Source organism: Cupriavidus neocaledonicus (assembly GCF_000372525.1).
Lineage (GTDB): Bacteria > Pseudomonadota > Gammaproteobacteria > Burkholderiales > Burkholderiaceae > Cupriavidus > Cupriavidus neocaledonicus.
This window is the reverse complement of sequence record NZ_AQUR01000107.1, coordinates 330,765-351,539: the sequence shown is the minus strand read 5'-3', so window position 1 is coordinate 351,539 and position 20,775 is coordinate 330,765. Positions and strand designations below refer to the sequence as shown.

The window sequence follows — 20,775 nt, the reverse complement described above, 5'->3', positions numbered from 1 at the left end:
CTGCCGGTGCGAAATGTGTGCCAACGGTCAGGCGCACATGCATGCGCCGCCCTCAGCCGGCCGGCTGCGCGCGCGCACAAGACCCTTGCGCCACCGCCCGCAGCAGCATCGCCACGCAGCCGGCGAAGGCTTCGTCGTACCACGCGTTGGCCCCGCTGACGGCGACCACGATGCCATCCACCACCGCCGCGCCGCCGAGCAGGGTGTCGTCGCTGCGCAGCCGGTGCGGGCTGCAGTGGACCACCTGCGCGCTGGCCATGCCGGTGCGCCAGCTCAGGCTGGCCTTGGCGCGCGCATAGCGGCTGTAGTCGGCATCCCAGGCCTCGCGCGACGGCAGCGAATGCTCATAGAGGATCGCTTCCTCGAAGGCGCAATCGCCCGGCTGCAGCGTCGGATCCATCACGACCACGTGCATGCAGCCGCTTTCGCCGACGGCCTTGTCGCGCAGCGACGCCTGCAGCATCGGCAACGCCAGCTCGACCGCGCGCCGCGCCGCGGCGGGATCGCAGAAGCGGCTGGCGCCGGCCTGGGAAGCGCGGGGCGGCTGGCCCGCATCGGGGGTCATTGGCATGGGCAACTCCATCGAGGGTGGAATGACAGGCCAGCGGCAGCGCGTGCAGCAAGACCTGCATGAGCGCCATCGACACAGCAAACATCGGGCCGGTTGCAACGCTGCACTACAAGGGTCCGCAAGTGAAAAATCGGTAAGCGCAAATTACAAAGGGGCGGCGTAAGAATGACCAAACCGCGGCCGGCGCCCCGCGATGCGTCTTCTGCGCTATGCGGTGCCGCGTGCCGGGCGAGAACCGTTATATCGCTTCTCCATCGGTTCCCCATCGGCTCGCCATTTCACGGGCGCGATGCGCGTGGTGAGCGCTGTGGCATTGGCACGCTAGCTGCAGGGGCCACCACCTCCCGGCCCCTGCCCGCGTTGCGGGCACGGCCGCAAAATACCGGAGCCCACCATGCGCAAGATCGCGCTGATCAGCGAACATGCCTCGCCACTCGCCAGTGTCGGCAGCACCGACTGCGGCGGCCAGAACATCTATGTGGCGCATCTTGCAAGGCAGCTTGGCAGCCGTGGCTACCAGGTCGACGTATTCACGCGGCGCGACAAGGCGCTGTTGCCCGAGGTGGTGGCGTTCGCGCCCAACGTGCGCGTGATCCACGTCACCGCGGGGCCGCCGGTGCAGATCCCGAAGGAACAGCTGCTGCCCTATATGGAGGACTTCGGCGCGTTCCTGGCCGACTTCGTGCGCCGCGATGCCACCGGCTACGACGTGCTCCATGCCAACTTCTTCATGTCCGGGCTGGCCGCGCTGCGCGCGCGCCACGCCCTCGGCATCCCGCTGGTCATGACCTTCCATGCGCTGGGCAAGGTGCGCCGCCTGCACCAGGGCAGCACCGACGGCTTCCCCGACGACCGCTTCGCCATCGAGGACACGCTGGTGCGCGAGGCCGACTGCGTGGTGGCGGAGTGCCCGCAGGACCTGGACGACCTGGTCAACCTGTACAGCGCCGATCCGGCGCGCGTGCAGACCGTGCCGTGCGGCTTCGACGCGGCCGAGTTCACGCCGGTGCCGCGCGACGCGGCGCGCCGCGCACTGGGATGGCCGCAGCATGGGTTCCGCGTGCTGCAGCTGGGCCGGCTGGTGCCGCGCAAGGGCATCGACAACGTGATCCGTGCGCTGGGCTGCCTGCGCCGCGACACCGGCCTCGACGCCACCCTGTACGTGGTGGGCGGCAACGCCGAGCAGCCGAGCGTGCAGGCCACGCCGGAAATCGGCCGGCTGCAGGACGTGGCCAGCGCCGAGGGTGTGGCCGAGCGCGTGGTGTTTACCGGCCGGCGCGGACGCGACACCCTGCGCCTGTTCTACAGCGCCGCCGACGTCTTCGTGACCACGCCGTGGTACGAGCCCTTCGGCATCACGCCGGTGGAGGCGATGGCGTGCGGCGCGCCGGTGATCGGCGCCGATGTCGGCGGCATCCGCTCCACGGTGGTCGACGGGCAGACCGGCTTCCTGGTGCCGCCCAGGGCGCCGGCGGCGCTGGCGGCGCGCCTGGCGCAGCTGGCCGCCAACCCTGCGCTGGCGCGCGAACTGGGCGAAGCGGGCCGGCGCCGCGCCCAGGCGCATTTCACCTGGGCCGGGGTCGCGCGGCAGATGGAGGCGGTCTATGCGCGCGTCTGCGCCGGCGCGCCGGCGCTGCAGGCCGGGGCCCGCCGCGCCGCGGCCTGATGGCCGGATGGCCCGATGCCGCCAGGGCGTCAGCCCCGCACAAGCATGCAATGCAAGGAGAGTGGAAATGAAGGAAAGCGATCGCAAGCGCATCCTGGTCACCGGCGGCGCGGGATTCCTCGGCTCGCACCTGTGCGAGCGGCTGGTGCGCGCCGGTCAGGACGTGCTGTGCGTGGACAACTTCTACACCGGCACCAAGGAGAACATCGCGCACCTGCTGGGCCGGACCAATTTCGAGCTGCTGCGGCACGACGTCACCTTCCCGCTGTATGTGGAAGTCGACGAGATCTACAACCTCGCGTGCCCCGCCTCGCCGGTGCACTACCAGCACGACCCGGTGCAGACTACCAAGACCAGCGTCAACGGCGCCATCAACATGCTGGGACTGGCCAAGCGGCTCCGCGCGCGCATCCTGCAGGCCTCCACCAGCGAAGTCTATGGCGACCCCGAGCACCATCCGCAGCAGGAGGGGTACTGGGGCCACGTCAATCCGGTGGGCATCCGCTCCTGCTACGACGAAGGCAAGCGCTGCGCCGAGACCCTGTTCATGGACTACCACCGTCAGCACGGGCTGGACGTGCGCATCGCGCGCATCTTCAACACCTACGGGCCGCGCATGCACCCCGCCGACGGCCGCGTGGTCTCGAACTTCATCACCCAGGCACTGGCCGGGCAGCCGCTGACGGTGTACGGCGACGGCGCGCAGACGCGTGCCTTCTGCTATGTCGACGACATGATCGACGCGCTGATACGACTGATGGAAGCCCCCGCCAGCGGCACGCCGGTCAACCTGGGCAACCCGCGCGAATCCACCATGCTGGAGATTGCGCAGGCGGTGCTGCGCGCCACCGGCTCGCAGTCGCGCATCGAGATGCGGCCGCTGCCGGCCGACGACCCGCACCAGCGCTGCCCCGACATCACGCTGGCGCGCCAGCTGCTGGGCTGGGAGCCGCACACCGCGCTGGAAGACGGCCTGCGCCGCACGGTCGACTACTTTGCCGCGCGGCTCGCCGCGCAGGCGCATGCCGAAGGCGCGCCCGGCAACGTGGTGCCGGTGTCGGCCACCGCGCGCGAAGCGCGAGCCGCGCTCAGTTGACGGCGTGCCGGAGCGCGCGCGAGGGGGGCGGTATGGGCACGGCGATGGTGGTCGATCTCGCCGCCGCGGTGACCGTGGTTTCGCCGCACCTGGACGATGCCGTGTTCAGCTGCGGCGGGCTGATCGCAGCCGCGCGCGCGGCGCGGGTGGTGACGGTGTTCGCGGGCGTGCCGCCGGCGGACATGCCGGCCCCCGACTGGGACCAGGCCGCCGGCTTCGCCAGCGCCGAGCAGGCGGTGTTGTCGCGCCGCCGCGAGGACAACCACGCGCTCACCATGCTGGGCGCGCACGCGGTATGGCTGGACTTCTGGGACAGCCAGTATGGGCGCCGCTATACCGCCCGACAGCTTGCCGACGCCCTGCACACCGTGCTGCTGACGCAGACCGAGGGCGTAGTGGTGGCCCCGCTCGGGCTGTTCCATTCCGACCATGCGCTGGTGCATGACGCCTGCCGGCTGCTGATGCTGGCCGCGCACGCACGCGGCGCGGCCTGGAGCCCACCGCGCGCCGCCGCAACCGCATCAGCCGCGCCGCCGCAAGGCGTGCAGTGGCTGTATTACGAGGACGCGATCTACCGCCGCATGCCCGGCCTGCTGCAGCAGCGGCTGGTGCAATGCCGGGACAGCGGCCTGCGCGCCACGCCCGTCAACCTGCCGGTGGCGCAGTACCTGACGCAGAAGAGCTACGCGCTCAACGCCTACCAGAGCCAGCTCCAGCTGTTCAGCGAAGACCGGCTGTGCGACCTGTGCGCACCCGAGCGCTACTGGGTGCTGCAGCCGGCCGGCGCCGGCCCCGACTGAGCCATGCCAATCCCCATGCCGATACCAACCAGCGCTTCCCCTGCCTGCCCGTCCCCGCGCGCCCGCCCTTGCGACATCAGCGTGGTGGTGCTGACCCACAACCGGCGCGATTCGGTGCGCACCGCGCTGGCGCGCCTGAGCGCGCTGCCCGAACGCCCGCCCATCGCCGTGGTCGACAACGCCTCGGACGACGGCACCGCGGCCATGGTGCGCAGCGAATTCCCGCACGCGGCGCTGCTGCGCAGCGCGCGCAACCTCGGCGCGGCCGGCCGCAACCTGGGCGCGGACTGGGCCCGCACCCGCTATGTCGCCTTCTGCGATGACGACTGCTGGTGGGCGCCGGGATCGCTGTCGGCGGCCTGCGCCATGTTCGAGCGCCATCCGCGCGTGGCCGCGCTGACGGCGCGCATCCTGGTGGGCGAACACCGCGGCGAAGACCCGACCTGCGCGCGCATGGCGGCCAGCCCGCTGCCCTCGGCGATGCTGCCGGGCCGCGCCATCCTGGGCCTGATGGCGGGCGCCACCGCGTTCCGCACCGCTGCCTTCCGCCAGGCCGGCGGCTACCATCCGCGCTTCTTCCTCGGCGGCGAGGAAACGCTGCTGGCGCTGGATCTGGCCGCGCATGGCTGGCAGCTGGTGTACGCGCCGCAACTGGTGGTGCACCACCATCCCAGTCCGCTGCGCAATCCCGCGCAGCGCCGGTCACTGCTGGCGCGCAATGCGATCTGGTCCGCCTGGCTGCGGCTGCCCTGGCATGTGGCGCTGGGCGAGACCGCTGCGGCATTGCCGCAGCTGTGGCGCTGCCAGGGATGGCGCGGCGTGGCCGAGATGCTGGGCGGCATGCCGTGGGTGTGGCAGGAGCGGCGCGTGATCCCGCCCGAGGTGCTGAAGCTGCGCCGCCGGCTGCGCGAGCCGCGCGCCTGACGTGCGGCCAGGGTGCCGCGCTACGCTTCCTGCGCGTCCTGCGCGGCGCGCACCGCGAGCGAACGGATCGCCGCCACCAGCTCGGCCACCCGCACCGGCTTGGACAGGTGCAGCTGGAACCCGGCCATCAGCGCGCGCATGCGGTCCTGCGGCTCGGCGTGCCCGGACAGCGCGATCGCGGTCATGCGCTTGCCCAGCGGCACCTGCATCTGTGCCTCGAGCCGCCGCACCCGGCGCAGCACGGTGTAGCCGTCTTCCTCGCCGAGCGCGAGGTCGCACAGCAGCACCTGCGGCCATTGCCCCGGATGCGTGCCGGCCAGCAGCGTGATCACGTCGTCGCCGCGCTGCTGCGCGATGGCATGGGCGCCGTAGTCTTCCAGCGCGGCGCTGAGCACCTCGCGCGTGGGCTCGTCGTCGTCCAGCAGCAGCACGCGCAGGCCCTTGAGCGCCTGCGCATCCGGCGCCTCGGGCGCGGGCTCGGCGGCCGGCGTGGCGGCCGGCGCGCGGCGCGGCTCGGGCTCCTGCACGGCGCGCATCGGCATCAGCAGCTGGTAGGCATGCGCGGGCCCGTCGGCAGTCAGCGTGACGCCGTGCTCGGCCAGCCATTCATGCAGGCCCTGCACATCCGGCAACGGCAATTCGCCGGGCGTGGCGGACAGCCGCAGGCCAGCCTGGCCGTCCAGCCGCTCGAGCCGCAGCTCCAGCCGCCCGCCCGGCTCGATGGTGGCGATCATGTGCTGGCACAGCTCCCAGATCGCCTTCTGCAGCACGCCCGGATCGCCGGTGACGCGCAGCTCCGACTCGCTCTGCACCGTGAACAGGTTGACATGGCGCTCGGCGATCAGCTCGCGCAGCCCGTCGACCACGCTGGCCAGCAGGATCTCGAGTCGCACCGGCTGCAGCGCCAGGCGCCGTTCGGCGCGTTCCAGCTCGCGCTGCTGCTGCTGCAGTTGCCACATCTGGGTGTAGATGCCGCCGCGCTCGAGCAGCGTGGCATGGTTGCCGTCTTCGACGATGCGGCCGTGCTCCATCACCAGGATGCGATCGGCATCGACGATGGTGGAGAGCCGGTGCGCGATGATCAGTGCGGTGCGTCCGCGCGCGACTGCGGACAGCTCCTGCTGGATCGCGCGCTCCGAGCGCGTGTCCAGCGCCGAGGTGGCCTCGTCGAAGACCACGATGGGCGGGCGCTTGAGCATCGCGCGCGCAATCGCCACGCGCTGGCGCTCGCCGCCGGACAGGCGCACGCCGCGCTCGCCCACCTGGGTTTCGTAGCCATCGGGCAGGCGGTCGATAAAGGCGTCGAGCTGCGCCGCGCGCGCCGCGGCGACGATGTCGGCGCGGGTGGCGCCTTCGCGGCCGTAGCCGATGTTGTAGGCAATGGTGTCGTTGAACAGGATGGTGTCCTGCGGCACGATGCCGATCAGTTCGCGCAGGCTGCGCTGCGTCACCAGGCGCAGGTCCTGGCCGTCGATGCTGATGCTGCCGCTGTCGGGCTGGTACAGCCGGAACAGCAGCCGCGCCAGCGTCGACTTGCCCGAGCCGCTGCCGCCGACCACGGCAACGGTCTGGCCGGCGCCGGCGCGGAAGCTGACGTCCCACAGGGTCTGGTGGCTGGGGTCGTAGCTGAAGTTGACGCGGTCGAACACGATCTCGCCGCGGCTCACGCGCAGCGGGCGCGCGGCCGGCGCGTCGCTGTCCTCGCCGGGCTTGCCGTGGGCGTCGAGCAGCGCGAACAGCCGCTCGACGTTGGTCATGGCGTCGTTCGACTCGCGGAAGATAAAGCCCAGCGTATTGAGCGGCAGCACCACCTGGATGATATAGGCGTTGATCAGCACCAGGTCGCCCACCGACAGCGAGCCCTGGATCACCCGCTGCGTGGCCAGCAGCATCACCGCGCCGACCCCCACCGCGATGCACAGGCTCTGCCCGATATGCAGGGCCGACAGCGCATACTGGTTTTCCACGCTGATGCCGATCCAGCGCTGCAGCATCTCGGACAGGCGCCGGGTCTCGAAGGACTCGCGCGCGAAGAACTTGACGGTGTCGTAGTTGAGCAGGCTGTCCACCACCTTGCTGTTGGTGGTGGCCTCGACCGCATTGACCTGGCGCTGCACGCGCATGCGCCGCTGCGTGAAGACATAGGTAAAGCCCGCGTACAGCACGAACACGCCCAGGATGATGGCGGCGAAGGCCGCGCCATAGGCACCGATCATGATCGCCAGCACCGACACGATCTCCATCAGCGTCGGCACGATGGTGAAGACCGCCACGCCCAGCAGGAAGCCGATCGCCGCGGTGCCCTTCTCCAGGTCGCGGATCACGCTGCCGGTGGCGCGCTGCGCGTGGAAGCGCGCGCCCAGCGCATGCAGGTGCGCGAAGGCGCGTTCCATGAAGCCCGCCACCGTGCTCTGCGTCACGTAGGCAAAGACCACGTCGCGCAGCTCGCTGAAGGCATTGCCGAGCAGCCGCAGGATGGCATAGGCCAGCACCAGGAACACCGGCATCGCCACCAGCCCGAGGCGCGCGGCGTCGGTGCCGGCCGCGGCGGGCGTGACCTCGTCGACCACCAGCTTGAGCATCAGCGGCACCGCCACGGCACAGGCCTTGGCCAGCAGCAGCAGCGACACCGCGATCAGCACGCGGGCGCGGAAGCGCCAGATCGCGCGGAACAGTTCCGCGGCGATGCGGCGGCGGGAAGCGGGGCGGATGGTCTGGGGCATGCGCGCGGTTCAGGCGTCAGGCGTTCGGTGCGGCAGGCATGGCGCGCGGTGGCGTGGCCGGCGCGCGGTCTTGGGAGAAGGCAAGTTCCATACCGATCGCAACACGGCGCCATGGCGCGAAACCTGCAGCGGATCGGCGGCAGCGCCAGCGCGCGCTGCGCCACCGCCATCCGCCATGCCCGAGCGCAACAAGCCGCCTGTCAGCCGCGGCGAACTCAACGAATGCCGGCGCTGCCCGTTGTGGCGCAACGCCACGCAGGGCGTGCCCGGCGCCGGCGCGGCCCATGCGCGCATCATGCTGGTGGGCGAACAGCCAGGCTCGCAGGAAGACCTGCAAGGCTCGCCCTTTGTCGGGCCGGCCGGGCACTTGCTGGATGAAGCGCTGCAGGCGGCGGGCCTGGACCGCGACAAGCTCTTCATGACCAACGCGGTCAAGCATTTCAAGTTCGAGTGGCGCGGCAAGCGCCGGCTGCACAAATCGCCGGCGCAGCAGGAGATCGAGGCCTGCAACCTGTGGCTGGAGCGCGAGCTGGAGAAAGTGCACCCCAGGGTGGTGGTGGCGCTCGGCGCGACCGCGGCGCGCGCGGTGCTGGGCCGCAAGAGCGTGACGCTGGCGGGCTTGATGGACACGCCGGTCGAACATGAGGGGCGGCTGGTCATCGCTACCTACCACCCCTCCTTTGCCCTGCGCCAGCGCAGCGACGAGGCCCGTGCCGCAGCCTTCGACCGCATCGTGCGCAGCCTGCAGGCGGCCGCGCGGCTGGCACGCGGCGCCAGGCCCTGACCGCTCAGGAGCGGTTCACGGTCGGCGGCGCGTCCGGGTCGCGGCTGCCGGGATCGTGCAGGTCACGTGCGCCGACTCCCGGCGGCATCTCGCCCTTGCCGGGCTTGTCTTGCTTGCGCGCCGGCTGATCGTCCTTGCGGTGTGATGCCGCATGCTCCCAATCGGCACGGGCGCGCTCGCGCGCGCGCTGGTTGTCCGCGGCGTTTTCCTTCAGCTCACGGTCATCCAGGCCCTGGCGCCGGTCCAGCGCCGGGTCGTTCGAAGTATCGTGCTTGCTGTGCTTCATGACGTCTCCGCTAGAGGTGGGCCGCGATCGGGTAGGCCGCAATCGGGTAGGGCCGCAATTGGATGGGCCGCAATTGCCGGCTATCGCTGCAGTGCGCGCAACTTCCGTTCCCGCGGCCCTGCCCCCGGCCGCGGCCCGCGCCTGCTGGCACCGCATCGCCGGTGACCACCGCGTCCTTGTAACAACCACCGGCGCTTGTAGAAAGTGCGTTGCGCCGGTGCCCCGCCACGGCCAGCACGGCAGCGGGCGAGGTGGCCCGGCAAATGCTTTTGCCGTACCAGCATGCCCGCGTTCAACCGGAGAACGCCCGCTTTCAACCGGAGCACCCCGATGCGATCCACGATCCCCCGCGCCGCAGCCCTCGCGCTGCTTTGCGCGCTCGCCGGCGGCACCCTGGCGCAGCCGCCCGAAACCGGCGTGCGTACCGACAAGGGTCCCAAGGGCAGCCAGACCATACCGCCGCCCGGGGCCAGCGTGGCACCCGGCAGCTCGCCGGGCGCCACGCCCACCAACCCGGGTGGGCTGGCCAGGGATCTCGGCGACGTGCCCAAGGAGCCGCACACCGCGGGCGGACTGCCCGGCCGCGACAAGCCCAAGCCGGCCTCGGAAAGCGCCGGCAAGGCCGACCGCGACGGCCTGCACGGCAAGCCGCGCAAGGGCACCGGCGGGGCCTCGATCGACCAGACCCGTGTGCCCGACGCCAAGGGACGCTGAACCGGCCCGCGCAGGCGGGCATGTCATCGCGTTGCGGCGCGCGTGGGCGGCGGCGAGGCGTAGCACGCATCGCGCTTCAGGCCGCCGGTGAGGTGCGGTAGTACAGGCGTTCGCAGATGGCGAAGGCCTGCTGCGGAGCGTGCGCGCCTTGCGGAATCGCGGCACAACAAAAAAGGGCCTGGCGGCCCTTTTTTGCTTTATGCGGTGCGGACGATCCGTGGATCAGCCAGCGAAGTTCTTGCCGGCGAAGTCCCAGTTCACGACGTTCCAGAATGCCTCGACGTACTTCGGGCGGGCATTGCGGTAGTCGATGTAGTAGGCGTGCTCCCAAACGTCGCAGGTCAGCAGCGGCTTGGCGTCGGTGGTCAGCGGCGTGGCGGCGTTGGAGGTGGACACCAGGTCCAGCGAGCCGTCGGCCTTCTTGACCAGCCAGGCCCAGCCCGAACCGAAGGTGCCGACGGCAACCTTGGTGAACTCTTCCTTGAACTTGTCGAACGAGCCCCACTTGGCGTTGATGGCATCGGCCAGCGCGCCGGTCGGCTGACCGCCGCCGTTGGGCTTCAGCGAATCCCAGTAGAAGGTGTGGTTCCACACCTGCGCGGCGTTGTTGAAGATGCCGCCCGACGATTTCTTGACGATCTCTTCCAGGGTCGCGTTCTCGAACTCGGTGCCCTTGATGAGGTTGTTCAGGTTGGTGACGTAGGTCTGGTGGTGCTTGTCATGATGGAACTCCAGCGTCTCCTTGGAGATGTGCGGAGCCAGGGCATCATGCGCGTACGGGAGCGGGGGGAGCTTGTGTTCCATTGTTCTGTCTCTGTGGGTTGGGGTTGTTGGGTCCGGAATTGCCGATTGTAGGGGACTTGCAAGACCCACGCAAACCGCGGCACAAAGCCCCCTGCTCCGATGTTAGTTTGTCCGCGCGCGGCTTTCCGGGAGATTTCTGCGCGGCCTTTCGGCGCTGTGCCGCACGCGCATGCGAGGCGTTCCCGGCGCCGCGCGGCGGCTCAGAATTCCGGCAGCTTGGCCTGCACGCCGGCGATCGACAGGTCGGCCACGCCTTCGGCCAGGTGCGCTTCGACCACGCTGCCGGGGCGGATCTCGGCGGGCGCGCGCAGCGCGCGTCCGCGCTGGTCGAGCAGCACCGCATAGCCGCGTTCCAGCGTGCGCTGCGGCGCCAGCAGCTCGAGCGCGCCGGCGCTGCGTGCCAGGCGCTGGCCGGCGCGTTCGTGCTGGCGCAACGCGCCGGCCTGCAGCCGTTGCCACAGGCGTGCCACGTCGGCATGGGCCGCGGCGGCGTCGGGGCGGCAAGCGCGCCAGCGCAGCGCCACCAACTGGTGGCGATGGCGTTGCGACATCACGGTGTCACGCAATGCCGATCGCAAGTGTCGCGCCAGATTGTCGACCTGCGCGCGGCGCTCCTGCAGCTGCGCCTGCGGGCTGCGCACGCGCCGGGCCAGCCAGTCCAGGTGCTGCGCGCGCAGGTCCAGCCCGCGGCGCAGGCATTGCCTGAGCGCATCGCGCGCGCGCAGTGTCTGCGCGAGCAGGTGCGCGCGATCCGGGCTGACCAGCTCGGCCGCGCCGGTGGGGGTGGGCGCGCGCACGTCGGCGACGAAATCGGCAATGGTGAAATCGGTCTCGTGGCCGACGCCGGCGACCACGGGCAGCGTGCAGCGCGCGATCGCGTGCGCCACCACCTCTTCATTGAACGACCACAGGTCTTCGATGCTGCCGCCGCCGCGGCACAGGATCAGCACGTCGCATTCGGCGCGCGCGGCGGCGGCGTCGAGCATGTCGGCGATCTTCTGCGCCGCGCCCGCGCCCTGCACCGGCACCGGATAGACCACCACCGGCACATGCGGCGCGCGCCGCCGCAGCGTGCTCAGCACATCGCGCAGCGCCGCGGCCTGCAGCGACGTGACCACGCCAATGGCGCGCGGCTGCGCCGGCACCGGGCGCTTGCGCTCGGGCGCGAACAGCCCCGCCTGCGACAGCTTTTCCTTGAGCCGCAGGAAGGCTTCATAGAGGTTACCGAGGCCGGCGCGGCGCATGGCCTGGACCCCCAGCTGCAGCTCGCCGCGCGCCTCGTACATCGAGACCACGGCGCGCACCTCGACCGCCTCGCCCTCGCGCGGCTGGAACTCGACATGCTGGTTGCGCCCGCGGAACATCACGCAGCGGATCTGCGCGCGCGCGTCCTTCAGCGAGAAATACCAGTGGCCGCTGGCGGCGCGCGTGAAGTTTGAGATTTCACCCCGTACCCAGGCGAGCGGAAAACTGCGTTCCAACACGCGCGCGATGGCGTGGTTGAGTTCGCCGACGGGAATCACCTCGCGGCCGCTGCGCGGCGTGGTGGCAGAAGGGTCACGCGAAAAATTCGGCAAGTCAGACATGGGGAAGCCGCCTGCGGGCGGCGGGGCTCGGACATGTCCACAGCATAACTGCATTGTCAAGGGGGTAGCACTGATGCCCGGACGCTTCCCCGAAAGCCGCATGGATTCGTGCAAGCCTTTGATTCTTATGCGGTTTATGAGCACAACAAAAATTAGGCAATATAACCATTTCTCTTTTGCATCAACCACTTACATGGCGGGCCAAGCGCTTGTTCACAAAGTTATCCACAGCTTCTCTGGATAAAATGCGTCACAAGAAGCACTTTATATCGCGAGGTGGCGGGTAGCAGGCTTATCCGATGTGCCCAAGCGCCTCGCCCTGCGCCCGGCCAACGCACCGCCGGATGCAGCGCCATCGCGCCAGGCTTCTGCTGCATTTGCACATTTTCTCGGCAGGACCAAAAAACCAATGAATTTTCAAAGACTTGGCTAGCTTCTCCCGGATTTGTCCACAGGCCATCCACAGCGCTCTCCCTCGTTGCTGTGGACAAACCCGGTTTCTGGCGTTGCCAGCCGGTCACAGTACCGGCGCGCCGGGAACAGAGGGCTCTGCCTGTTTTTTAAGCAAGGGGGTGGACTGCCTTTGGAATCAATGGCTTATGAAAACTCTCAGGCACCTTTCCACAAGCCCTCCACAGTACTGTCCCGCTGCTTTGTGGAAAGTCGTGGCGGAAGGTGCGCTTGCGCACGGAAACGGGCCTTGAAAGCATGGCAGCCATCGCCACGGCACGTGCCCGATGCGCCGCAGCCGGCGCGGAGCACTGTTGCACAAAATTTAGGCAGCACCTGCTTTCCCCTTTGCGATCAATGCGTTAGCCATCTTGTCCGGCGGCTTTCCACAATCGATCCACAACACTGTCCCTGCGGGCTGTGGAAAGCGGCAGCCACTGGTGGCGCGGGACGATGCGTGCCGGAGACAGGCGCGCATCGTCCCTTGCCGCGCGCCAGGGCGCGGGTTAGAGTGGCGCCTGTTTTTTCAGAGCAATGCCGGAGCGCGCAGCAAGGCATCATGCCCACGCGCCTCAAGGCATGCCGGTTGGTGGTTTGGGGTTTCGTAATTCGGTTGTCGATCCCGGGGGTCCAATTGTTTTCCATCATTCAAGCGGCCGGCTGGCCGATCTGGCCGCTGTTGCTCGCCTCGGTCATCGCGCTGGCGCTGATCGTCGAACGCTTCCTGTCACTCAAGCGCAGCAAGGTGCTGCCGGCGAAGCTCTATGAAGAGGCGCTGGCGGCCGCGCAGCAGCGTCGCGCCACGCCGGAAGTGGTCAACACGCTGGAACAGAATTCACCGCTGGGGCGCGTGCTGGCCGCAGGGCTGCGCCACGTGGTGCTGCAGCCGCATACCTCGCGCGACGCCGCCAAGGACGTGGTCGAGGAAGCCGGCCGCGTGGTCGCGCATGAGCTCGAGCGCTACCTGAACGCGCTCGGCACGATCGCCTCGGTGGCGCCGCTGATGGGGCTGCTGGGCACTGTGATCGGCATGATCGAAATCTTCGGCAGCCAGGGCGGCACCGGCACCAGCCCCGAGCAACTGGCGCACGGCATCTCGGTGGCGCTGTACAACACCGCCTTCGGCCTGATCGTGGCGATCCCGGCGCTGATCTTCTGGCGCTACTTCCGCCGCCGCGTCGACGACTACGTGGCCGAGCTGGAATTCCGCGCCACCTCCTTCCTCGACGCCATCCTGCCGCAGCGCCGCGCCTGAGCGCGGCACGCCCACCCGAACGCCATGCACTTCCGTTCCCGCCAGCGGCGCGAAGAGCCGGAGATCAACCTGATCCCGCTGATCGACGTGCTGCTCGTGATCCTGATCTTCCTGATGATCACGACCACGTACTCGCGCTTTACCGAGCTGCAGATCCAGCTGCCCACCGCCGACGCCGAGCGCGCGCGCCAGCAGCCGCAGGAAATCGTAGTGTCGGTGTCCGCGCGCGGGGTCTATTCGGTCAACAAGCACGTGATGGAACAGAAGGACGTCACCAGCCTGGCCGACCAGCTGCGCACCGTCGCGGGCGCCGGCGGCCAGGCGCCGGTGGTGATCGTCAATGCCGACGCGCAGGCGACGCACCAGGCCGTGGTCAACGTGATGGAGGCAGCGCGGCTGGCCGGGCTGTCGCGCCTGACCTTCGCCACGCAGAGCGCGCAGCCGCGCTGACACCCGGGCCGGCCCGCGCGCCGGCGTGCGCCGGCGCCGGCGGGCTTGCCCCATGCGCACGGCAATGCCCATAATGGTTGGGCCGCCCCGAGGGGCGAAGCCGCGAGCGCACTACAATCGCATCCCGACCATCGACTCTCGCCCGCCGCGTCCATGCCCGTTCCCCGCCATGCCCTTGCCGACTTCGTGACCGCCCAGTGGCAACGCCGCGGCTGGTTCGCGTGGCTGATGCTGCCGTTCTCGCTGTTGTTCGGCCTGGTCGCGCGGGTGCGTCGCCATGGCTACCAGCGCGGCTGGTTCAGGTCGACGCGGCTGCCGATGCCGGTGGTAGTGGTCGGCAACGTCACCGTGGGTGGCACCGGCAAGACCCCGGCGGTGATCGCGCTGGCGCATGCGCTGACCGAGGCCGGGCTGCGGCCCGGCGTGGTCTCGCGCGGCTACGGCGTGCAACTGAAGCACCCGCGCCGCGTCAAGCCCACCTCGCAGGCAGCCGACGTCGGCGACGAACCGTTGCTGATCGCGCGCGCCACCGACGTGCCGGTCTGGGTCTACCCCGACCGCGCGCTGTGCGCGCAGGCCATGCTGGTGTCGCACCCCGGCATCAACGTGCTGCTGCTCGACGACGGCCTGCAGCACTACAAGCTGCAGCGCGACTTCGAGATCGTGATGTTCGACGCGCGCATGGGCGGCAATGGCCTGATGCTGCCGGCCGGGCCGCTGCGCGAGCCGCTCTCGCGCCCGCGCGACGCCACCCTGATCAACGACCCCAACTTCCGCGCCACGCCCGACCGCCCCGGCGTATACGGCATGCGGCTGGAGCTGGATGACGCCTGGCAGCTTGCCGATCCCACCATGGCGCGGCCGCTGAGCGCCTTTGCGGGACGGCGCGTGCTGGCCGCCGCCGGCATCGGCAACCCCGAGCGCTTCTTCGCCAGCCTGCGCGGCGCCGGGCTGGCGCCGAAGACCCTGCCGCTGCCCGACCACTATGACTTCGTGGTCGACCCGTTCGTCGACCATCCCGATGCCCTCGACGCCGACGTGATCCTGATCACCGAGAAGGATGCCGTAAAATGCGAGCGCTTCGACGACCCGCGCATCTGGGTCGTGCCCACCAGGCCCGTGATCGATGCGGGCCTGATCGATAAAATCCGCCGCGCCGTGCAGGCGCAAATCCAACCCGCGCCGACCGCGCCGGCCGCCGCGAGCGGCACCGCCGGGCGCAACGAGGAACACCGAGATGGACAACCGGCTGCTTGAAATCCTGGTCTGCCCGCTGTGCAAGGGCAAGCTGGAATACGACCGCGCCGCGCAGGAGCTGATCTGCCACGCCGACAAGCTGGCCTACCCGATCCGCGACGGCATCCCCGTGATGCTGGCCGACGAGGCCCGCCAGTCGGTGCCGGGCCGCGTGATCGAGCCGGACGCGCCGGCGGGCAACTGAGCCGCGCGCCATGACCCTCCCCGCCTTTACCGTGGTGATTCCGGCACGGCTGGCCTCGACCCGCCTGCCCGACAAGCCCCTGGCCGATATCGGCGGGCGTCCGATGGTGGTGCGCGTGGCCGAGCGCGCGCATGCATCGTCGGCGCAGCGCACCGTGGTCGCCACCGACGCGCCCGCGGTGGCGCAGGCCTGCGCCGCGCACGGCATCGAAGCCGTGCTGACCCGCGCCGACCACCCCTCCGGCACCGACCGCCTGTCCGAGGTCGCCGCGCAACTCGGCCTGGCCGATGACGCCATCGTCGTCAACGTGCAGGGCGACGAGCCGCTGATCGAGCCGGCGCTGATCGACGAAGTCGCGCTGCACCTGGCGCACCACGCCGACTGCGCCATCGCCACCGCGGCCCACCCGCTGCACGACAGCGCCGAGGTGTTCAATCCCAACGTGGTCAAGGTGGTGTGCGACGCCGCCGGCCGCGCGCTGTATTTCTCGCGCGCGCCGATTCCGTGGGCGCGCGACGCGTGGTCCGGCGTGCCGGCCATGCCCGCCGCGTCGGCCCGGGTGCCGCTGCCGGACATGCCGGTGCTGCGCCATATCGGCCTGTACGCCTACCGCGCCGGCTTCCTGCGTCGCTTCCCGACGCTGGCGGCGGCGCCGCTGGAGCAGGCCGAGGCGCTCGAGCAGCTGCGCGCCATGTGGCACGGCGAGCGCATCGCGGTGATGCAGACCGCCGCCGCGCCCGCGCCCGGCGTCGACACCCAGGCCGACCTCGAGCGGGTGCGCGCGCTGTGGGCGCAGTCGATGGCGCAGGAAGGGCCCTGACCCGCATCCCCCTGGCATAACCCCGGCGCGGGTGCCTGCCCGCTCAGGTCGATTCTGCTGCAACCGAACCGGGGGGCCGATTTCGGGCCGAATCCCCGCTGCCTCATGGCATAATGCTTGCCGATACAGAGCCGCCCCGCCGGCGCGAGCGATCGCGCCGCCGGCCAAGGCTCGGTGGGGAGATAAAGATAGAGCCCGTCCGGTGTGCCGCGCCGCCATCCCCCTGGCAGCCGCCGCCGGCCGTACGCGTGGGTACGCTGAGCCGTGCCCGCGCTGAACGCAGTCAGCGCGCACAGGGACCGCAGTCAGTCTCGCGTCAAGTTACGGCGTTACCCTCCTTCTGATCTCCCGCCATACCAGATTAAAAACTCTGAGGACCCGTAAATGCGTTTGATCCTGTTGGGCGCGCCCGGCGCCGGCAAAGGCACGCAAGCCAAGTTCATCTGCGAGAAGTTCGGCATTCCGCAAATCTCCACGGGCGACATGCTGCGCGCCGCGGTAAAGGCCGGCACGCCGCTGGGGGTGGAAGCCAAGAAAGTGATGGACGCGGGCGGACTGGTGTCGGACGACATCATCATCGGCCTGGTGAAGGACCGCCTGAAGCAGGACGACTGCAAGAGCGGCTACCTGTTCGACGGCTTTCCGCGCACGATTCCGCAAGCCGAGGCGATGAAGGACGCAGGCGTGGCGATCGACTACGTGCTCGAGATCGACGTGCCGTTCGACGCCATCATCGAACGCATGAGCGGGCGCCGCGTGCACGTGGCATCGGGCCGCACCTACCACCTCAAGTACAACCCGCCGAAGGCCGAGGGTGTCGACGACGAGACCGGCGAGCCGCTGATCCAGCGCGACGACGACAAGGAAGAGACCGTCAAGAAGCGCCTCGACGTCTACTCGCAGCAGACCCGTCCGCTGGTCGACTACTACTCGGCATGGGCTGCCAACGGCGACGCCGCGGCCAAGGTGGCGCCGCCGAAGTACCGCAAGATCCTGGGCGTCGGCAACGTCGACGAGATCACGGCACGGGTGTTCGAGGCGCTGAAGTAATTGTCTCGCTGGTGCAGACAACCCTGAAAAAAGCGGCCGCCCGGCCGCTTTTTTTTGCGCAGGATGCCAGCGTTACGACCTGGCGCGCCTACCAGATCGTCCTGACGTGCGGGTAGGCGCGGATCTTCTCGTCACGGGTTACTAACGGTGCGGCAAGCATGCGGGCGGTCGTCACGATCATGCGATCCGCCGGGTCTTTGTGAAAATCGCCTGGCAGGTTGACCGACTTGACAGCGATGCCTGCGTCTACAGGGAGGAACCGCACGACGTCGATCTTGGCGACCGTGGCCAACCATGCGTCCACGTCCATGGTCAGGACCAGGCGTCCGCGCTCGACGAGCATGGCAACCTCCCAGGCGGAGATGGCCGACACGACAATGTCCCCCTCGGCCAACTCGCGTGCGATGGCTGTGCGCGCCGCACCGCTCAATTCAGCACTCCCGGCCGTCCACCATAGCAGCGCGTGGGTGTCCAGGACGATCACTCCAGCGCCTCCCAGCCCCCGTCCACGGGGTCGCAGGGCCCGTCGTAACGGACCACGGCGCCCCGCAACACCTCGAGCGGGTCCCGGTCCAGTCCACCGATATGGCCGCACCTCGAGCGTTGGTCGACCGTGGTCGGTCACAATCACCGGTTCTCCGGTGGTTTCGACCTGGCGAAAATATTCGAGGGCGCGCGCTTTGTGTGTCACCCCCGCCCGCGGGCCGTGCCGACCCGAAACCGCACCTCATCCCCTTGCACATCGGCCCCGCCTCCGTACAATGCTTAACGTTTACGTAAACGGAAACCAAACCGAGGAGACACCATCGTGGAAATCAAGGACAACGTCTTCATCATCACCGGCGGCGCCTCCGGGCTTGGCGCCGGCACCGCCCGGCTGCTAGCCGAAGCCGGCGCGAGGGTCGTCATTGCCGACCTGAACGAAGCCGCCGGGCAGGCGCTGGCGGCCGAGACCGGCGGCCGCTTCGTGCGCTGCGACGTCACTTCGGAAGCCGATGGCCAGGCCGTGGTCGCGGCGGCGCAGTCGCTCGGCCGCCTTGCCGGCCTGGTCAACTGCGCCGGCATTGCCACCGCCAACAAGACGGTCGGCAAGAACGGCCCGCATCCGCTCGATGCCTTCGACAAGACCATCCGCATCAACCTGATCGGCACCTTCAACATGATCCGCCTGGCCGCCGCGGCGATGGTGCAGAACGCCCCGGACAGCGAGGGCGAGCGCGGCGTGATCATCAACACCGCCTCGGTGGCGGCCTTCGACGGGCAGATCGGGCAGGCCGCCTATGCCGCGTCCAAGGGCGGCGTAGTCGGCATGACGCTGGCGATCGCGCGCGACCTGGCGCGCGACGGCGTGCGCTGCATGACCATCGCCCCGGGGCTGTTCGAGACCCCGATGCTGCTGGGCATGCCGCAGGAGGTGCAGGACGCGCTCGGCAAGATGGTGCCGTTCCCGTCGCGGCTGGGCCGGCCCGCCGAATACGCGAAGCTGGCGCGCTCGATCATCGAGAATCCCATGCTCAACGGCGAGGTGATCCGCCTGGACGGGGCGATCCGGATGCAGCCCAAGTAAGCGCCGCGCGCTGCCCGCTCAGCCGGGCAGCAGCATCACCAGCATCAGCCCCGGCGCCGCCGCGGGCACCAGCGTCAGCTGCTCGAACTGCAGCGCCCCCTGACGCGGATGGCGAAAGCCGCGGCGCCCGCCCTCGCGGTCTTCCACGTCCTGCGACAGCCAGGCGGCGCGGAAGTCCGCGCTCTCTGCCATCAATCCTTCGATCAATGCCCGCGTCGGCGCCTCGTCGGCGTGGCGGATGCTGTGCGCGCGGAATTCGGCCACCAGGCGCGCGGCGCGATGCGGCCAGTCCTGCACCAGGGCCTGCAGCGCCGGCGACAGGAACATCGCGCGCAGCAGGTTGCGCTCGGTGCCGGCGGGGTCGAGCCAGCCGGTGAACAGTTCGGCGGCAGCGGCGTTCCAGGCCAGGGCGGTCCACTGGCGGTCGAGCAGGTACGCCGGCCCGCCGATGGCATGCACGCTGGCCAGCACCGCGGGCGGCACCGGCTCGCCGGCGGCGTGTTGCGGGTCGCGTCGCCCGGCCAGCTCGAACAGGTAGGCGCGCTCGGCGCGCGACAGCCGCAGCGCCGCGGCCAGGCTGGCCAGCGCGCGCGCCGACAGCGCCACCGGCCGGCCCTGCTCCAGCCATGTCACCCAGGTCGTGCTCAGTCCTGCCAGCTGTGCCACCTCTTCGCGGCGCAAGCCGGGCGTGCGGCGGCGCTGGCCGGGCGCCAGCCCCACGTCCGCGGGCGCCAGGCGTTCGCGGTGCGCGCGCAGGAAGGCGCCGAGCACGGCTTCGCGCGATGCTGGCGAGGAAGAAGGATGGGCAGGGGGGACGAGTGGCGGCATGACAGGCTGGTGGCGCTTATACCAGGATAAAGCGGTGACTTGTACCGGGAAATTGGCCCGCCTACAGTATGCCGGACCCGCCTCGCGGGCAAGCCCCTTCCCGACAACAACAACGCCGCCCGACCTGGCTCGGCCGCGGCGCAAGGAGCCCAGCACCATGCAGCAACAGGAACTTGTCGCCGCCCAGTTCGGCGCCACCGCCAGCGCCTATCTCACCAGCGCGGTCCACGCCAGCGGGGCGGACCTGCAGCAACTGAAGGACGAACTTGCCGCGCTGATTCCCGCGGCCAACCGCCCGCGCAGCCGCGTGCTGGACCTGGGCAGCGGCGCCGGTCACGCCAGCTTTGCCGCCGCGGCGGTGGCGGGCGAGGTGACCGCCTGCGACCTGTCGGCCGACATGCTGGCGGTGGTCGAGGCCGCGGCGCGCGAGCGCGGGCTCGCCAACGTGCGCACCCGCCAGGGCGCGGCCGAGCAACTGCCGTTCGCCGATGCCAGCTTCTGCGCCGTGGTGTCGCGCATGAGCGCGCACCACTGGCGCGACGTGCCGGCCGCGCTGGCGGAAATCCGCCGTGTGCTCAAGCCCGGCGGCAAGGTGGTACTGATCGATATCGCCGGCGCGCCGGACCCGCTGCGCGATACCTGGCTGCAATCGGTCGAGCTGCTGCGCGACCCCTCGCACGTGCGCGACTACACCCCGGCGGGCTGGCGCGCGATGTTCGAAGCCGCGGGCTTTGCCGCGGACGCGATTGCCGTATCAGAAACCTGGCGTATCGGCATCGAGTTCGACAGCTGGGTGCGGCGCATGCGCACGCCGGCGCTTGCAGTGGATGCGATCCGGCACCTGTGGCAGGTGGCGCCCGCCGAAGTGCGCGAGCACTATCGCGTGCAGGCAGACGGCAGCTTCGAGCTGGAAGCGGTGATGGTCACCGCGCGCTGACAGGACTGGCTGGACTGGCTGGG

The 20,775-nt window shown here is 69.9% G+C and carries 21 protein-coding genes and 1 pseudogene; 14 read left to right on the top strand and 8 right to left on the bottom strand.

Features of this window, described 5'->3' with window-relative positions; genetic code table 11:
- Positions 1-52 precede the first annotated feature (52 nt).
- Positions 53-565: a hypothetical protein gene (locus tag A3AG_RS0129810; RefSeq protein WP_018008926.1), complete on the bottom strand. Its 513-nt coding sequence runs from the start codon at positions 563-565 to the stop codon at positions 53-55.
- 400 nt (positions 566-965) lie between these two features.
- Here A3AG_RS0129810 and A3AG_RS0129805 point away from each other — a divergent pair, with 400 nt between their 5' ends.
- The 4 genes from A3AG_RS0129805 (at position 966) to A3AG_RS0129790 (ending at position 5,057) form a co-directional block, all read left to right on the top strand.
- Complete coding sequence (locus tag A3AG_RS0129805; RefSeq protein ID WP_018008925.1) at positions 966-2,237, top strand: glycosyltransferase family 4 protein; 1,272 nt, start codon at positions 966-968, stop codon at positions 2,235-2,237.
- A gap of 67 nt (positions 2,238-2,304) precedes the next feature.
- Positions 2,305-3,333 carry a UDP-glucuronic acid decarboxylase family protein gene (locus A3AG_RS0129800; RefSeq protein ID WP_018008924.1) on the top strand — a complete coding sequence of 343 codons (1,029 nt, stop codon included), beginning with the start codon at positions 2,305-2,307 and terminating at the stop codon, positions 3,331-3,333.
- 32 nt (positions 3,334-3,365) lie between these two features.
- Positions 3,366-4,133 (top strand): PIG-L deacetylase family protein, encoded by a 768-nt coding sequence (locus tag A3AG_RS0129795; RefSeq protein WP_018008923.1) that lies wholly within the window; start codon positions 3,366-3,368, stop codon positions 4,131-4,133.
- 15 nt (positions 4,134-4,148) lie between these two features.
- Positions 4,149-5,057, top strand: a complete 909-nt coding sequence (locus tag A3AG_RS0129790; protein WP_051073577.1) for a glycosyltransferase family 2 protein — start codon at positions 4,149-4,151, stop codon at positions 5,055-5,057.
- A gap of 20 nt (positions 5,058-5,077) precedes the next feature.
- Here the strand turns inward: A3AG_RS0129790 and A3AG_RS32130 are convergent, their stop codons facing one another.
- Positions 5,078-7,780 (bottom strand): ABC transporter transmembrane domain-containing protein, encoded by a 2,703-nt coding sequence (locus A3AG_RS32130; RefSeq protein WP_018008921.1) that lies wholly within the window; start codon positions 7,778-7,780, stop codon positions 5,078-5,080.
- Positions 7,781-7,955: 175 nt separating this feature from the next.
- On the opposite strand from A3AG_RS32130, the gene A3AG_RS0129780 reads away from it, so the two are divergent.
- Positions 7,956-8,564 carry a UdgX family uracil-DNA binding protein gene (locus A3AG_RS0129780; RefSeq protein ID WP_018008920.1) on the top strand — a complete coding sequence of 203 codons (609 nt, stop codon included), beginning with the start codon at positions 7,956-7,958 and terminating at the stop codon, positions 8,562-8,564.
- A 4-nt stretch (positions 8,565-8,568) separates the two neighbouring features.
- Here A3AG_RS0129780 and A3AG_RS0129775 read toward each other — a convergent pair whose 3' ends face one another.
- Positions 8,569-8,850: a hypothetical protein gene (locus A3AG_RS0129775; protein WP_018008919.1), complete on the bottom strand. Its 282-nt coding sequence runs from the start codon at positions 8,848-8,850 to the stop codon at positions 8,569-8,571.
- A gap of 330 nt (positions 8,851-9,180) precedes the next feature.
- On the opposite strand from A3AG_RS0129775, the gene A3AG_RS0129770 reads away from it, so the two are divergent.
- Positions 9,181-9,564 (top strand): hypothetical protein, encoded by a 384-nt coding sequence (locus tag A3AG_RS0129770; RefSeq protein ID WP_018008918.1) that lies wholly within the window; start codon positions 9,181-9,183, stop codon positions 9,562-9,564.
- 222 nt (positions 9,565-9,786) lie between these two features.
- On the opposite strand, the gene sodB is transcribed toward A3AG_RS0129770, so the two are convergent.
- Complete coding sequence (gene sodB / locus A3AG_RS0129765) at positions 9,787-10,368, bottom strand: superoxide dismutase [Fe] (RefSeq protein ID WP_012351891.1); 582 nt, start codon at positions 10,366-10,368, stop codon at positions 9,787-9,789.
- A 200-nt stretch (positions 10,369-10,568) separates the two neighbouring features.
- Positions 10,569-11,954: an exodeoxyribonuclease VII large subunit gene (xseA, locus tag A3AG_RS0129760; protein ID WP_026164568.1), complete on the bottom strand. Its 1,386-nt coding sequence runs from the start codon at positions 11,952-11,954 to the stop codon at positions 10,569-10,571.
- 1,084 nt (positions 11,955-13,038) lie between these two features.
- Here xseA and A3AG_RS0129755 point away from each other — a divergent pair.
- From A3AG_RS0129755 to adk, 6 genes are all read left to right on the top strand, one after another.
- A complete protein-coding gene (locus tag A3AG_RS0129755) occupies positions 13,039-13,659 on the top strand; it encodes a MotA/TolQ/ExbB proton channel family protein (RefSeq protein WP_026164567.1) in 621 nt (206 codons plus the stop codon).
- Between the two features lie 24 nt (positions 13,660-13,683).
- Positions 13,684-14,109, top strand: a complete 426-nt coding sequence (locus A3AG_RS0129750) for an ExbD/TolR family protein (protein WP_018008916.1) — start codon at positions 13,684-13,686, stop codon at positions 14,107-14,109.
- A gap of 153 nt (positions 14,110-14,262) precedes the next feature.
- Positions 14,263-15,366 carry a tetraacyldisaccharide 4'-kinase gene (lpxK, locus tag A3AG_RS0129745; protein WP_018008915.1) on the top strand — a complete coding sequence of 368 codons (1,104 nt, stop codon included), beginning with the start codon at positions 14,263-14,265 and terminating at the stop codon, positions 15,364-15,366.
- Positions 15,347-15,550, top strand: coding sequence for a Trm112 family protein (locus tag A3AG_RS0129740; RefSeq protein ID WP_012351886.1), 204 nt, complete (start codon positions 15,347-15,349; stop codon positions 15,548-15,550). Before lpxK ends, A3AG_RS0129740 begins: the two co-directional genes overlap by 20 nt.
- Positions 15,551-15,560: 10 nt before the next feature.
- On the top strand, positions 15,561-16,370 hold the full coding sequence (gene kdsB / locus A3AG_RS0129735) for a 3-deoxy-manno-octulosonate cytidylyltransferase (protein WP_018008914.1): 810 nt from the start codon (positions 15,561-15,563) through the stop codon (positions 16,368-16,370).
- A gap of 384 nt (positions 16,371-16,754) precedes the next feature.
- Positions 16,755-17,420 (top strand): adenylate kinase, encoded by a 666-nt coding sequence (gene adk, locus A3AG_RS0129730; RefSeq protein ID WP_018008913.1) that lies wholly within the window; start codon positions 16,755-16,757, stop codon positions 17,418-17,420.
- Between the two features lie 88 nt (positions 17,421-17,508).
- On the opposite strand, the gene A3AG_RS0129725 is transcribed toward adk, so the two are convergent.
- Positions 17,509-17,904, bottom strand: coding sequence for a type II toxin-antitoxin system VapC family toxin (locus A3AG_RS0129725; RefSeq protein ID WP_018008912.1), 396 nt, complete (start codon positions 17,902-17,904; stop codon positions 17,509-17,511).
- A pseudogene (locus tag A3AG_RS34640) lies at positions 17,901-18,111 on the bottom strand (type II toxin-antitoxin system Phd/YefM family antitoxin). The gene A3AG_RS0129725 and the pseudogene A3AG_RS34640 overlap by 4 nt, the downstream one beginning before the upstream one ends.
- 117 nt (positions 18,112-18,228) lie before the next feature.
- Between A3AG_RS34640 and A3AG_RS0129720 the strand changes: the two are divergent.
- Positions 18,229-18,987, top strand: coding sequence for a 3-hydroxyacyl-CoA dehydrogenase (locus A3AG_RS0129720; protein WP_018008911.1), 759 nt, complete (start codon positions 18,229-18,231; stop codon positions 18,985-18,987).
- A gap of 18 nt (positions 18,988-19,005) precedes the next feature.
- Here A3AG_RS0129720 and A3AG_RS0129715 read toward each other — a convergent pair whose 3' ends face one another.
- The gene (locus A3AG_RS0129715; RefSeq protein WP_018008910.1) at positions 19,006-19,815 is read right to left on the bottom strand and encodes a helix-turn-helix transcriptional regulator; all 810 of its coding nucleotides are present in this window, start codon (positions 19,813-19,815) and stop codon (positions 19,006-19,008) included.
- A gap of 157 nt (positions 19,816-19,972) precedes the next feature.
- Between A3AG_RS0129715 and A3AG_RS0129710 the strand changes: the two genes are divergently transcribed.
- Entirely contained in the window at positions 19,973-20,752 is a 780-nt protein-coding gene (locus A3AG_RS0129710; protein ID WP_018008909.1) for a class I SAM-dependent methyltransferase, read from the top strand.
- Positions 20,753-20,775 lie beyond the last annotated feature (23 nt).